Genomic DNA, 14,067 nt, shown 5'->3' with positions numbered 1-14,067 from the left:
ATGAACGGACATGCCGACGTTGGCCCCCTGACTAGTCTCGATCTCCGCCTTCAGTGGCGTGCCGCGGCGACCGCGGACCTGGCGGACTGGGCCGCCCTGATCGCCCGGACCGCCGCCGTCGAACGGCCCGTCTGGTTCGAGCGCCGCGCCGATCTGGAACAGATCCTCGCGTCAAAGAAGAACCCGGCAGCCGCGAATACCATCCTCGGCTTCGACCCGGAGGGCGTGGCCCGGGCCTGCGGCCGGATCACCAGGAACCCGGAGGGGGAGAAAGCGATCGGGTTCGGCTGCGTCGATCCCGGGTGGCAGGGGAGCGGGATCGGCACCGGGTTGCTGGGCTGGATGGAGGCCCGGACCCGGCAACGATTCGCCGCGGACGCAGACGCGGGGGCCGACGGAGGGTCCGGAGCCGCGCCGAGGTTGCGGCTCCATATGGAGCAGCAGCACACGCACCAGGCGGCGCTGTTCGGGGATGCCGGCAACCGGATTGTCCGCTACTTCAACGAGATGCACCGCCCGCTGCAGGATGGCTTCCCCGAGGCGGTGCTGGACGGCGGGCTGGAACTGGTGACCTTCGGGCCCCGGCTGCACGAGCCGGTGCAGCTGGCGCACAACGAGGCCTTCCGGGACCACTGGGGCAGCGAACCCCGGAACGAGGAGGGCTGGGGCTTCGTGGTGAATGATCCGTTGGCCCGGCCGGACCTGAGCGCCGTCGTCGTGGAACGGGCCAGCGGGCGGGTGGCCGACTACCAGCTCGCCAGCCACGACGCGGGGAGCGCCGAGTCGCGCGGATATGCCGAGGGCTACACGGACCTGCTGGGCGTGCAGCGCGAGTTCCGCGGCCGCGGGGTGGCGCAGGCTCTCCTTGCCGATGCGATGCGCCGCTTCGCCGCGGCAGGGATGGACAAGGCATCGCTCGACGTCGACTCGGAGACCCCCACCGGCGCCCTGGCCCTCTACGCCAAGATGGGCTATGTGGCCGTCAGCACCAGCATGGTCTGGGACAAGGACCTGTAGCTTGCCATGCACATGCTCGCCGTCCGCGCGCTAGCCGTCCACATCGTGGAGGTGATGGACGACGTCGTGCACGAAGTATTGCGCGAAGGTCAGCACGGTGAACTCCGAACCGTTGCTGCGGGTACCTTTGCGGCCCCAGTCCTCCTCGGGAACGCCGGCGAAGGCGGCGGCGATTTGCTCTCCCTCTGCGGTCAGTTCGGTGCTGACCTGGGCCGGGTCGGCGTTAGCATAGTCCTTTTCGACCGCCGTGAGGTCCTGGTCCCAGTCGTCGAAGCGGGCGTCGTCCACCGTGGACATCAGGGAAAGCCGGTGGTCGAACAGGGTGCAGACGTCGCGGACGTGGCTGGCGTATTCAAGCACCGACCAGGTGTCCTCATCGGGGCGCTCCGCCACGTCCGGACGCCTCAGCGCCGCCCGCCAGCGGGGGAGCATGCTTTCGACGATCCCCGGCGCCGTGGCGGGGGTGGCCGCCGAGGCATCGAAACCGCACTCCGGGCAGGGCCGCTGCAGGACCCAGGTCCAATCCTTGAGATCCGGGATGATAGGCATGCGAGCAGTCTAAGCGCATTCTCCCGGTGCAGCCGAGGATGACGGGGGATGCGGTCCACACCGAACCCGTTGCTTCGCTAAATCCCGCACCTGCACGCGAGCCGAAGCCGGCCATTTGCCACAGATGGCCGCAATGGCGGGTCCCATGGCGGCCATCTGTGGCGAATGGGTGCGCTGTGTGTGAGGGCGCCGCAACCTGCCGCCCGCTACTTCAGGCAGAAGGGCATCGCAGCAGCAGGTCACGGACTCGCCGAATGAATGAATCGCATAAGGAACACGGATGCCGTGAGGCATTCGGCACCCATCTCCTCGTCAACCGTGTTCGTGCCCTTCGAAGGGTGAACAGCACGGTTCCTACTTCGGTTAAGCCCTCGAAACGCTTCCAGGAGCAATACCGGGGGCGCCGACAAACCTGCGGCTGCGCGGGTGAGGGCGAGCACGGCCACTTTTTCCAGGAATCCAAGCCGGGATTCGTCATATGGTGTGAGAGGGTTCAGCGACCGCGAAATGAATAACTGTAAGGCTATGTCGGCGGCGGTGTGAGCATCGATAATTCCACGCCGATAGTCGTGGTCTCCGTGTGCGAATGCACCGTCCGAAAGAAGATTCAGGTGTGGCTCTTCCTGCGCGGGCAAGTATTGAACATGAACCGAAAAATAGGACTTTGAGGGAGGCATGGGCCCTTGTGGGACGCCGTAGAAGTAAAGCTGGTGAGGCAAGTGGGACGGAAGTTTAGGCTGGTTGCCGAACATGAGCGCGGGAACGATTAGGCCGTCTGTTCCGGCATCGGTGCCGGTCAGGCTAACCCCTCTCACAATGTCATTGGGGGTGATTCCGAAGGCCCCGAGATCGAGTGTCATGGTCTGCCCAGCAATGATCTCAACGCTCGCAATTGTGGTGCGGCCGCCCAGCGGTGCCAGCAGGCTGAATGTAGATCCCGCGCCGACGAAACAGCTCTTCACAGACGACCAAAGATCAAAGTTAGCTCGGCACTCCGGAACCGGGCACTCCTGTTCCACGGCTGGATCGAAGTACTCCGCAAACAACTCTGGGGTGAGGCCGACAACGTGACCACATTGTCCAAGTAGTCCTTGAAAATCCATGTGCATTGGAAGTCCTTCCATTTACGGGCCGTGTCAAGCATGCATCGCACTTGCCCCAGAGCAATAAAGCGGGGCCGATATCTGGACTTGTTCACAAGTAGTGCAGCGGCCCACGGTGGTGCGACTGGCAGGCCGGTGCCCTCGTCCAGACTGACGAGCCGGGGCGCCTTTGCGCCGGCCATTTGACGCAGATGGCCGCAACGGCGGGCCCCATAGCGGCCATTTGTGGCGAATGGGTGGCCCCATGACCTTTGACGTGCAGTCCGGAGGCCGTGAGCCGACACCCCGGCACGATTGCAGGGGCTCCCGGAGTGCTCTGCCGGAACAGGAGTCCGGGCGCCGGCGGAACCGCAGCGCCGGGCCCGCCGCCGTAGCCCCAGCGAAACCTTAGTCTTCCGTCTCCAGGACCGGTTCGGCGGCCCACGCCATACTCGGCCCGATCGCGTCGATAGCCTGCGAGAGCGGAATCCCAGACCCGTCGCGGCGGCCGTGTTCGCCGGGCAGGGAGCGGGCCACCCCGGCCAGCGAGGATGCCTTCGCCGGACCGTGGCCGGCCCACGCGAGCAGCAACGTGTCCTCGCCCTTCAGGAAGCGGTGCGCCCGGACCCCTGCCGTGCCGCGGCCCTTCGCCGGATACTCGGAAAAGGCGGTGACCTTGGCGGCCCCCGGAGCGGTGCCCGGAAGCGCCCCCTCGGTGCCCGCAATGGTCACAACGACGGCGGCCGCGTCGGCAACGCCGGCGGCGCCGAAAAACACCACAGTGTCCCCGGCGCCCAGCTTGATGCCGGCCATGCCCCCGGCGGTCCGGCCCTGCGGCCTGACGGCGGCGGAGCCGAAGCGCAGCAGCTGCGCCTGCTGCGTCACGAACACGAGGTCGACGTCGTCGGACCCTGCCGGGGAAACGCCGATCACGGTGTCCTTGTCCTTGAGTGCGATGACCTCCCAGTCCTCACGGTTCAACGGGTAGTCCGGCTGGACGCGCTTGACCACACCCTGCGCCGTGCCGATGGCCAGCACCTCGTCCAGCGGCGCGAACGCGACGAGCGACTCGCCCTTGAGCAGGGTGATGAAGTCCTTGGCGGGAACCCCGCCGGCCAGGTTCGGCGTACCCGAGGTCGGCGGCAGCACGGGCATGTCCATCACCTGCAGGCGCAGCATGCGGCCCTGGGACGTGACGGCGGCAATTTCGCCGCGCGCGGACGTTTTGATCACGGAGCGGAACACATCGTGCCGGTTCCGCGGGCCGGACTCTGCGAGGCTGTCCTGGCTGGCGGTGCGGGCGATCATCCCGGACGCGGTAAGGACGGCCCAGCAGGGGTCGTCCGCGATCTCGAGCGCCAGCGGGGCGCCCTTGCCCCTGGCTCCCGGCGCAGCGGCCAGGGCTGCGGCGACGGTGGGGGAGACGGCCTCGGACTCGAGCAGCACAGTCCGGCGCGGGGTGCCGTATTTCTCCGCAATTTCGGCCAGCTCGGCGGACACCAGGGCGCGGAGCCGCTCGCTGGAGCCGAGGATGGCTTCGAGTTCGGCGATTTCCCGGCGCAGTTCGTCCTGCTCTTTTTCGAGTTCTATCCGGGAGTACTTGGTCAGCTGCCGGAGCCGGAGCTCCAGAATGTAGTTGGCCTGGATTTCGGTGAGGTCGTAGATGGACATCAGCCGGGTTCTGGCCGCGGCCACCTCGTCCGAGGAACGGATGATCTGGATGACCTCGTCGATGTCCACAATGGCGATGAGGAGGCCCTCGACCAGGTGCAGCCGGTCCTTCTTCTTGCCGAGCCGGAAGGCAGTGCGGCGCCGGACCACGGTGATGCGGTGCTCCACGTAGACGGTGAGCAGCTGCAGCAGCCCAAGGGTCTGCGGCTGGCCGTCCACGAGGGTGACGTTGTTGATGCCGAAGGAATCCTCCATCGGCGAGTAACGGTACAGCTGCTGGAGCACGGCGGTGGGGTTGAAACCGTTTTTGAGCTCGATGACCAGGCGCAGCCCGTGCTTGCGGTCCGTGAGGTCCACGATGTCACTGATGCCGGTGAGCTTCTTGCCGTTGACGGCGTCCTTGATCTTCTCGATCACCTTTTCCGGGCCCACCATGTACGGCAGTTCCGTGACCACCAGCCCGGTACGGCGCGCCGAGAGCTGCTCGATCTCCACCTTTGCGCGGGTCTTGAAGGAACCGCGCCCGGTGGCGTAGGCGTCCCGGATGCCGTCCAGTCCCACGATCCGGCCGCCCGTGGGCAGGTCCGGGCCGGGGACGAACTTCATGATGTCCTCGAGCGTGGCGTCCGGATGATCTATCAGGTGCCGGGCCGCGGCGATCACTTCCACCAGGTTGTGCGGGGCCATGTTGGTGGCCATGCCGACGGCGATGCCGGTGGCGCCGTTGACCAGGAGGTTCGGGAACGCAGCCGGCAGCACCTCGGGCTGGGTGAGCTGGTTGTCGTAGTTGGGGACGAAATCGACCACGTCCTCGTCGAGGTGGTCCGTCAGGGTCAGGGCCGCCGCCGCCAGGCGGGCCTCGGTGTACCGCGGGGCCGCCGGGCCGTCGTCGAGCGAGCCGAAGTTGCCGTGGCCGTCGATCAGCGGCAGCCGCAGCGAAAAGTCCTGCGCCATGCGCACCATGGCGTCGTAGATCGCGGTGTCACCGTGCGGGTGCAGCTTGCCCATGACCTCGCCCACCACACGGGCGCTCTTGACGTGGCCGCGGTCCGGGCGCAGGCCCATCTCGCTCATCATGTACAGGATGCGCCGCTGCACGGGCTTCAGGCCGTCGCGGGCATCCGGAAGGGCCCGGGAATAGATCACCGAATAGGCGTACTCGAGGAACGATCCTTCCATCTCGGACGTGACGTCGATGTCGACGATGTTCTCGATGAATATTCCTGCGGAATCGTGGTCGGCTTCCCCTGCCGGGGGCGTGGTTGGGCGGCGTGCCATGAGGCTGGTGGGTCCTTCTGCGGGTGCTGAGCGGTGCTGCGCGGGTTTATGACTAGGCTAAGCCTATGGTGGATCAGCCCGCGGACGGCGTATATCCGGAATATTGGGAAGCCGATGTAGTCCTGCGGGACGGCGGGACGGCGCATCTGCGCCCCATCCACCCGTCCGACGCAGACGCCGTGCAGGCCTTCCATGTAGGCCAGTCGCAGAAGTCCATCTACATGCGCTTCTTCGCGTTCAAGTCCAGGCTCTCCGCCAAGGAACTCAAGCGTTTCACCGAGGTGGACTACCGGGACCGGGTGGCCCTGGTGATCACCATCGGCGGGGAGATCATGGGGATCGGCCGCTACGACCGGCTCGACGATCCCAGGGAAGCCGAAGTCGCGTTCAACATCGCGGACGCCCACCAGGGCCGCGGCATCGGCTCCATCCTGCTCGAGCACCTCGCCGCCGCCGCCCGCGAGCACGGCATCCGGACGTTCAGCGCCGAGGTCCTGCCGGAGAACCGCAAGATGCTGATGGTGTTCTCCGACGCCGGTTACGACGTCAAACGCCACTTCGACGACGGCATTGTCAGCCTCGAGTTCAACATCGACCCCACCGACAAATCCCGCGCCGTGATGGAGTCCCGCGAACACCGCGCCGAGGCCCGCAGCATCCAGGAACTGCTCGCCCCGTCCTCCGTGGCCGTGATCGGCGCCAGCCGCAAATGGGGCACCATCGGCTACCAGCTGCTCGAGCACATCATCGAAGGCGGTTTCACCGGCCCGGTCTACGCGATCAACCCGGAGGCCCTCGAGCTCGCCGGGATGCTCTCCTTCGCCCGGCTCTCCGAGGTCCCGGGCCCGGTCAAGCTCGCGATCATCGCCGTCCCGTACGCCGAGGTCCCCAAGGTGGTTCAGGAATGCGGCGCCGCCGGGGTCAAGGGGATCGTCGTGGCCACTGCAGGGTACGACGACGACGGCGAACGCGGGCTCGCCCGGCAGCGGGAGCTGGTCCGGCAGGCCCGCGCCAACGGCATGCGCGTGATCGGCCCGGCCTCCCTGGGCATCATGAACTCCCACCCGGGCGTGTCCCTCAACGCTTCGATGGCACCCTCGCTGGCGCGCCGCGGCGGCCTGGGCCTGTTCAGCCAGTCGGCGGCGATCGGCGTCTCCCTCTATGCTTCCTCCAGCCGCCGCCGCGTGGGTATCTCCACCTTCCTCTCCGCCGGCAACCGCGCCGACGTCTCCGGCAACGACATGATGCAGTTCTGGGAGGACGACGCCGACACCACCGCCGTCGGCCTCTACCTCGAATCGATCGGCAATCCGCGCAAGTTCTCCCGGCTGGCACGCCGGCTGGCCCGGACCAAACCTGTCATTGTGGCCAAGTCCGACGCCATGGGACTGGGGCTGCCGCCCGGCCACGCCGTGCGCACCACCCAGGCGCCGCCGGAGGCCCTCGACGCCATGATGCGCCAGGCCGGCGTGATCCGGGTCGAGACGATCGAGCAGCTGATGGACGTCGCCCAGATCGTCTCCAGCCAGCCGCTGCCCAACGGGCCGGGGCTCGCCGTCTTCAGCAACTCCCGGGCACTCGGGAAGGTCGTCGCGGACAGCGCCGCCAAGCAGGGGCTCGGTGTGGAGCGGATTGTCACCGACGTCGACCTTGATGCCGGTATGTCGGTGGCACTGCCGGCCCTGCGGCGCAGCCTCCAGGAAACGCTGGCCACCCACACCGTGCACGCAGTGGTGGTGGCGCTTCTGCCCGCGCACGGCCTCACGGTGGAAAAGATCGCCGCGGTCCTCGCCGAGTGCTCCGTAGCCGCCGGAAAACCCGTGGTTGCAGCCTTCAGCGGGCTCCTTGACCCCTCCATCTATGTGGAAGGCATGGTCGGCAGCGAAGCGGGCCCGACGGCCGTGCCCTGCTACTCCAACCCGGGCGCCGCCGTGGCCGCGCTCGGCGCCGTCGTCCGGTACGCCCAGTGGCTGAACCGGGACCAGGGCCTCTTCGTGGAGCCCGTTGGCTGCGACCCCGACGGCACCCATACCGACCTCGAAAGCCTGCTGGAGCATGTGGGCGGCGAGCACCTGGTCCGGCTGGACCAGGCGGCGGCCTCGAGGCTGCTGGCCCGTTACGGCATCCGGGTGATCCCCTCCGAAGGCTTCGAGACCGTCGAGGAAGCGGTAGCAGCCGCAGGCCGGCTCGGCTGGCCGGTGGCCTTGAAAACCACCGACCCCGCGCTGCGGCACCGCCTGGACCTCGGCGGGGTGCGGCTGGACATCCAGGACGCGGATGCGCTGCGCCGGAATGTGCTCGAAATGCGCAAGTCGCTGGAACGCTACGGCTCGCCGTCGCTGGAAGTGCAGACCATGATGCCGGTGGGGCAGGCGTGCACTTTCCGCGCCGTCGAGGACCCGCTGCTGGGCCCGGTGGTCTCTTTTGGCCTGGCCGGGGACGCGGTCAACCTGCTGGACGACTGGGCCCACCGGGTTCCGCCGCTGTCCGGTTCCGATGTCCACGACCTCATCCGCGCGCCCCGGGCCTCACGGAAGCTCTTCGGTTACCAGGGGCTGCCGGCTGTGGACGCCGCCGCACTGGAGGACCTTGCGGCCCGGCTGACCAGGCTCAAGGACAACCATCCTGAGATCGCCCTGGTGGAGTTCAACCCCGTCCTTGCCGGACCCGACGGCGTGTCAATCCTCGCGGCCGACGTCAGGATCGCCAACGCCGCCCAGCGCACCGACAGCGCCCGCCGCGCGATGCGGAGCTAGCGGAACGCCCAGCAGGGACCGCCGTCGGGGACCCGGCCGGCTCCCCGACGGGGACCCGCCGTCGGCCGTCACCGTCCGCCGGCGTTAGCATGTCCCCGGCCGATCTGTGAAAATGGAGACCATGAGCTTTCCGTCTCCGACACCCAAGCCCCAGGCGCCCGTCACCGCCCTGGGCATGCACCACCACGGCCTGCACGATCACAGTGCGCACGGTCACAGCCTGGAAGGGGCCCTCCAGCAGGCCGGTTTCTACCCCCGCCTCGTAGCCGACGTCGTCGCCGACGCCCTGGACGGCCGCGACTGCGTGGCCCACCTCGTTCATCTCGAGACGCACTTCGACCGCGCCGAGGTCCGCCGCCACATCACCGTGCTGGTGCTGACCGAGGACATGCTGGTCATCACCCATGTGGATGACCAGCAGCTCGACGAGGCAGGGGAGCAGACCGTCGCGCAAGTGTCCACGGAATCCGTCCCCGTGACGCAGATCCGCTCCGTGGTGCTCAGCTACGTTTACGCCCAGCCGCAGGACTACAAGGCCTCGGACCCGGTCCGTGAACTGACGCTGTCCATCGCCTGGTCCGGCGGCCAGCGCCTGGACATGGGCCCGGTCAGCTGCGGCGATCCGCAGTGCGAGGCCGACCACGGCTACAGCGGTACCATCGCGCAGGAGGACATTGTGCTCCGGATCAGCGCCGAAGCGGACGGGCTGCAGGCCGTCCAGGACGCCAAGCTCTTCGCCCGCGCCCTCCGGGCCGTGAATACCGGATCCTCCGCCCCCGTGCCGCACACGGGCCCCGGGCTGCCGCCCCGCGCCCGGATGGGTGTCTTCGGGAACCGCCTCAGCCGCGGCCACCAGCGCTGAGATGGCGCCGGTCCGTATGCCCGAACCGCTCGCTGCCCCAACCGCCCCCACCACGCCGCTGCCCGCCGCCCCGGCCTTCGGCAGCCGTTCCATCGCCGAGGTGCTCACCAGTGCCGCGGCCAGCCTCGGCGTCCCGGGCTTCGAGAACCGGCTGAAGCTGCCCGCGGCCAAACGTGTCTGCGTGGTGCTCGCCGATGGGCTGGGCCGGAACCTGCTGAAGCAGAAATCGGCGCACACCCCCTTCCTGCGCTCCGTCGTGCAGGCAGGCCAGGGCCAGGTGCCGGTGGTCCTTGATTCCGCGTTTCCCTCCACGACCGCCGCCTCCCTCGCCAGCTTCGGTACCGGCCTCCCTGCCGGGCAACACGGCATGGTGGGCTACGACGTCCTGGACCCGGACCAGGACCGGGTGGTCAACATGCTCGGCGGCTGGGACGCCGGCGTGGATCCCCAGCGCTGGCAGCCGTTCCCCACCGTGTTCGAGCGCGCCGCCGGGTATGCCGACGTCAGCACCGTCAGCCTGCCCCAGTTCAGCAATTCGGCCATGACCCAGGCCGCGCTGCGGGGCGGCCGCTTCGTCACCGCGACCACTTCGCATGCCAGGACCGCGGCGGCCGCCGACGCGATGGCCGGTGCAACAAAGTCGCTGATGTATTTCTACGTCAACGAACTCGACAAGGCCGGGCACCGCCACGGCTGCCAGTCACCGCAATGGGAGCACCAGCTCGAAGAACTCGACGCCACCGTGAAGCGGCTGAGTGCCACCCTGCCGGCCGGCACCACGGTGCTGCTCACGGGGGACCACGGCATGCTCGATGTGCCCGAATCCCAGCGGATCGACTACTCGGCCGAACCAGCCCTCGTGGCCGGGGTCCGGCACACCGCGGGGGAACCGCGGATGGTCCACCTTTACCTCGAAGCGGGACGAGACGACGCCGGACGCGCGCAGCTGATAGATGCCTGGCGGTCCCGCTTCGGTGACCGGATCTGGGCTTTCACCCGGGAACAGGCAATTGCCGCCGGGCTGTTCGGTGAGGTCCGCGCGGAAGTTGTGCCGCGGATCGGTGACGTCATGATTGCCGTCCGGGATGCCCTGGCATTCTATGACACCCGCCGGGTGCGTCCGACGGCCATGGAGGTGGTGGGCCAGCACGGGTCCCTGACCAAGGCCGAGCGTGAAGTCCCGCTGTTGTGCTTCCGTGCCGACGGCAGGAAAGCGCCCAGGGCCACGGCCTAGGCGACGGCGGAGAGTCCGGTGCCGCTGGCACCGGCGGGGGCCAGTCCTTGGGCCAGGCCGTCCCACACACCTTTGGACCGGGACCGCCGAGGGGCCAGCGAAAACAGGCTGCTAGTCCCCGCGGGCTCCGAAGACAATCTCGTCCCAGCTGGGTACGCTGGATCGCTTGGGCTTGGCCGGCTGGCGCTCGGGTTCCGCGGACTCGCGCTCGGGGCGGGCAACCGCCGGCGTGTCGCGGTGCTGGCGGCGGGACGACCCGCCGCCGAGGAGCTCGTCCAGTCCGGGGCTCGCGGTGGGTCCCTGCTGCCCAACGGGCCGCAGCTGCGAGGCCACGATGGTAATCTCCCGGGTATCGGTGCTGACGCCGTCATGCAGCTTAAGGGCGTCGTCATCCTGATGCCGGGGGGCGAGGGTGAGCCGGGACAGCATGGAAGGCCGGCCGTCACGGCGCCGCTCCCAGGGGTCGGTGTCCGGGCGTGGCGCAGTGTCCTGCGCCGTGCCCTCAGCCTGCTTCGCCTCGACGGCGCCCGAAGCCTCCGGAGCTGACTCGTCCGGTTCGGCAGCCACTTCGGACGGCCGCGGGTGGGCCGCCGGTACACCGTTGGTCATCAGCAGGGCGAGGGCATCGTCGGCGTCTTCGTCCACACCAAGGCGCTGACCGCGGCGGGAGCGCAGCATGTCGAGCAGCCCGTCCGACTCCTTGTCCTTCTGCAGCTGAAGCTGCTGGACCTGCAGATGGGCGGTCGCGGTCCGGGCGGCGACGTCGGCGTCGGTTTCAAAATCAAAGGGCCGGTCCGAGACCGCCGAGAGCCGACGCGCCGGGACCGGGCCGTCGAGGGGTTCTAGTTCACTGAGCTGCTGGGCCCAGCGGTTGGCGTTCTGCAGGGACTTCCGGGTGGGGCTGAAGGTCCACATGGCCGGCGGCTCTTCGCCGATACCGGACGCTCCGCCGGACTTCGTTTCGAAACGGGCCACCACGTTCCAGTTGCCGTCCTGGCGCCGCCAGGAGTCCCACTCAACGGTGGAGGCTTCAATGCCGTGCGCGCTCAGCCGGTGAGTCACCATTTCGCCGAGGGAGGCAGGGCTGTCCCCGAAAACTGAGCGGTAGACGTCGTGGCCGGGGGCCGGGGAAGCTACTTCTACCTTGCGGGCCTGCTGGGCGACATGTTCGCGCTCGGCAAGCACGGGACCCTCATAGCGTTCCACCTTCGCGAGCGGAATGCCCGAAAGTTCCGCCACCTCAGCCGCCGTCGCTCCGCTGCGTATCCGGGACTGGATATCGCGCGGCGACATGGCAATAGGAACGGCGCCCGCACTGGGAGCCGCCTTCGCGGACGTCCGGTTGGCTGCGACTCGAAGTGCTTCATCGATTGGCAGCCGGAACATCTCGCCGCCGCTGCCGCTCAACAGGAGATGCTCCCCGACGTCATGGACGCCTACAAGCCGTAGATCCTGCATACAAATCCTCCACCCTGGCATTACTAACAATCGAAACTCTGCCACCGATCGGGGGAAAATCCGGTGAGGACGGAGGGCGCGCCGTCGTTTTCCGCGAATTTGCGCTACATTTCAGGCGTTGCCACGCGGATTTTCCGCCGATTCACGGGCTGTCCCCGGCAGCCGGCGTCGTAAGCGGCCCGCGGTCTCTGGCTTTCAGCTGCCGCTTAAGCAAAGATGACCCGACGTCGGGCACAAAAACCGCGTGGCCGGCGTTGGCATCGGTGAGCCGGCCCCGGGAACTGACGGGCCAGCAGCCCGGCGGGACCACCCCGGAGCAGCGAGCCAACCGAACGAATGCGGAGTGTGAGCAACAAACAATGGCGACAGACTACGATGCGCCGCGCAAAACCGAAGAAGACCTCAACGAGGACTCCATTGAGGCCCTGAAGACGCGGCGTTCGGACAAGCCAGCGGCTGTGGTCGATGACGACGAAGCAGACCTCGCGGAGGGCTACGAACTCCCCGGGGCAGACTTGTCCGGGGAGGAACTGCTGGTCCGGGTCATGCCGGCCCAGGCAGATGAGTTCACCTGTGCCTCCTGTTTCCTGGTCCGCCACCGTTCGCAGATCGCACGCGAAAAAGACGGCCTCACGTACTGCCGGGACTGCGTGGGCTAGCACGGCGGTCCCGGCCGGCAGGGCCAGGACTGGAGCGCAGAGCTAGGACTGGAGCGCAGAGACCAGCCGGTCCGGGTGCCGGCTGGACGTCAGCCAGTAAGGCGTGCGGTCGGACGGATCGGTGATTTCGATGCGGACCACCGGATCGATCCAGCCCCGGATGCACATGAACGCGAGGCCATTAAGCCGGGTGCCGCGCTCCGCCGTCGCCTCCTTGCCGCGGAAGGCGTCCGCGGTGCCGACGAAGCGGCGCTCGATCGTGGCCCGGCCCACGCGCAGCGTTGAAGCAGTCACGGTGATGGCCGGTGTCGAAAGAATCAGCAATACGGCGATGATCACGAACAGCACAGCGGCGGCCGTGAACGCGGCTTCCATGCTGATCGGGGCGAACACCAGGATTCCCGCGCCGGAGAATCCCGCGGACACCAGCCAGATCCAGAAGTTCGGCCAGAGCTTCTCGTTGTAGAGGACGGCTTCGTCACTGGGGGAGTTACTGGCGGCAGGCACGGCTGCACTGGATTCGGGCATGTGCCCAGCTTTCCACTTTTCCCGGGCTATTTCATCTTGGCCGCCGGCAGGCTGCCCCAGTCCCGGCCGCGGCTAGTCGGCCTTTTCGTTAGTTCGTCGGCGGTCTGGGCACGGTGGCTGGGCTCTGGGACATGCCCCGCGCCGGGGCCAGCGGATGGACATAATGTCACTATGCCCAGTCCCGGGTGCGAAGAACGAGCATGTCCCGCTGGACTGGACACCGGCCCAACGGGACATGTCCCGCGCCTGGGGCAGCGGATGGACATAGTGTCTTTATGCCCAGTCCCGGGTGCGAAGAATGGGCATGTCCCCGCTGATCCCGCGGCGCGTATAGGTCCAGGCTCCGTCTAGCTCCCGACGAACTAGCTAAAATGACCGCTAGGCCGATCTTCGGTGCTGGCGTTAGAGTGTGGAACTGTGACTGAAGAAAAAACCGCCGTGACAGGCCGCCCGGACCAGCCAGCGGAAAGTGGCGCAGGGCAGGACGGTACCCCCACTCTGACCGTGCAGCTGAAGATGCTCGACGACGGGCTGGAGCCGCCGTCGTACGCGCACCCCGGCGACGCGGGGGCGGACCTGTGCGCCCGCGAAGATGTGGTGCTGGAACCGGGGGAGCGGCGGCTGGTGCCCACCGGAGTGTCCATCGCGCTCCCGGACGGGTTCGTGGCCCTCATCCATCCGCGCTCCGGCCTCGCCACCAGGCACGGACTGACGGTGGTAAATGCTCCGGGCACCGTCGACGCGGGCTACCGCGGAGAAATTGCGGTGACACTGCTCAACACTGACCGCCACGAGGCGATTGAACTCAGGCGCGGCGATAGAATTGCACAAATGGTTATCCAGCGCGTGGAGTACGCCCGGTTCGTGCCGGTCCAGGAGCTGGACGGCTCTGTCCGCGGTGCCGGGGGCTTCGGCTCCACCGGCGGCTTCGGGGCGCCGCAGGCCTGAGGCCGGGACGGATCGCCCCAGCCAG

General features: G+C 67.8%; 11 protein-coding genes. 6 read left to right on the top strand and 5 right to left on the bottom strand.

The features are described from left to right. On the top strand, window positions 1-1,017 hold the full coding sequence (locus tag RCH07_RS06400) for a GNAT family N-acetyltransferase (RefSeq protein ID WP_326966638.1): 1,017 nt from the start codon (window positions 1-3) through the stop codon (window positions 1,015-1,017). A 30-nt stretch (window positions 1,018-1,047) separates the two neighbouring features. Here RCH07_RS06400 and RCH07_RS06395 read toward each other — a convergent pair whose 3' ends face one another. The 3 genes from RCH07_RS06395 to RCH07_RS06385 all read right to left on the bottom strand — a co-directional run bounded on the left by RCH07_RS06395 (window position 1,048) and on the right by RCH07_RS06385 (window position 5,597). Continuing rightward, the gene (locus RCH07_RS06395; protein ID WP_326966637.1) at window positions 1,048-1,566 is read right to left on the bottom strand and encodes a DinB family protein; all 519 of its coding nucleotides are present in this window, start codon (window positions 1,564-1,566) and stop codon (window positions 1,048-1,050) included. 239 nt (window positions 1,567-1,805) lie between these two features. After that, on the bottom strand, window positions 1,806-2,675 hold the full coding sequence (locus RCH07_RS06390) for a hypothetical protein (RefSeq protein ID WP_326966636.1): 870 nt from the start codon (window positions 2,673-2,675) through the stop codon (window positions 1,806-1,808). Between the two features lie 381 nt (window positions 2,676-3,056). Further along, window positions 3,057-5,597 carry a DNA gyrase/topoisomerase IV subunit A gene (locus RCH07_RS06385; RefSeq protein WP_326966635.1) on the bottom strand — a complete coding sequence of 847 codons (2,541 nt, stop codon included), beginning with the start codon at window positions 5,595-5,597 and terminating at the stop codon, window positions 3,057-3,059. 65 nt (window positions 5,598-5,662) lie between these two features. Here RCH07_RS06385 and RCH07_RS06380 point away from each other — a divergent pair, with 65 nt between their 5' ends. The 3 genes from RCH07_RS06380 to RCH07_RS06370 all read left to right on the top strand — a co-directional run bounded on the left by RCH07_RS06380 (window position 5,663) and on the right by RCH07_RS06370 (window position 10,449). Then, the gene (locus RCH07_RS06380) at window positions 5,663-8,353 is read left to right on the top strand and encodes a bifunctional acetate--CoA ligase family protein/GNAT family N-acetyltransferase (RefSeq protein WP_326966634.1); all 2,691 of its coding nucleotides are present in this window, start codon (window positions 5,663-5,665) and stop codon (window positions 8,351-8,353) included. Window positions 8,354-8,474: 121 nt separating this feature from the next. Then, a complete protein-coding gene (locus RCH07_RS06375) occupies window positions 8,475-9,215 on the top strand; it encodes a DUF5998 family protein (protein WP_326966633.1) in 741 nt (246 codons plus the stop codon). A gap of 16 nt (window positions 9,216-9,231) precedes the next feature. Beyond that, the gene (locus tag RCH07_RS06370; protein WP_326966632.1) at window positions 9,232-10,449 is read left to right on the top strand and encodes an alkaline phosphatase family protein; all 1,218 of its coding nucleotides are present in this window, start codon (window positions 9,232-9,234) and stop codon (window positions 10,447-10,449) included. Between the two features lie 111 nt (window positions 10,450-10,560). On the opposite strand, the gene sepH is transcribed toward RCH07_RS06370, so the two are convergent. Then, entirely contained in the window at window positions 10,561-11,907 is a 1,347-nt protein-coding gene (gene sepH, locus RCH07_RS06365) for a septation protein SepH (protein WP_326966631.1), read from the bottom strand. Between the two features lie 359 nt (window positions 11,908-12,266). On the opposite strand from sepH, the gene RCH07_RS06360 reads away from it, so the two are divergent. Beyond that, the gene (locus tag RCH07_RS06360) at window positions 12,267-12,566 is read left to right on the top strand and encodes a DUF4193 domain-containing protein (RefSeq protein ID WP_326966630.1); all 300 of its coding nucleotides are present in this window, start codon (window positions 12,267-12,269) and stop codon (window positions 12,564-12,566) included. A 42-nt stretch (window positions 12,567-12,608) separates the two neighbouring features. Here the strand turns inward: RCH07_RS06360 and RCH07_RS06355 are convergent, their stop codons facing one another. Then, window positions 12,609-13,094, bottom strand: coding sequence for a DUF3093 domain-containing protein (locus RCH07_RS06355; RefSeq protein ID WP_326966629.1), 486 nt, complete (start codon window positions 13,092-13,094; stop codon window positions 12,609-12,611). Between the two features lie 417 nt (window positions 13,095-13,511). On the opposite strand from RCH07_RS06355, the gene dut reads away from it, so the two are divergent. Further along, window positions 13,512-14,042 carry a dUTP diphosphatase gene (gene dut / locus RCH07_RS06350; protein WP_442784781.1) on the top strand — a complete coding sequence of 177 codons (531 nt, stop codon included), beginning with the start codon at window positions 13,512-13,514 and terminating at the stop codon, window positions 14,040-14,042. Window positions 14,043-14,067 lie beyond the last annotated feature (25 nt).

Source organism: Arthrobacter sp. CG_A4 (assembly GCF_035985125.1).
Classification (GTDB): domain Bacteria; phylum Actinomycetota; class Actinomycetes; order Actinomycetales; family Micrococcaceae; genus Arthrobacter.
This window is presented reverse-complemented; position numbering and strand designations above follow the sequence as displayed.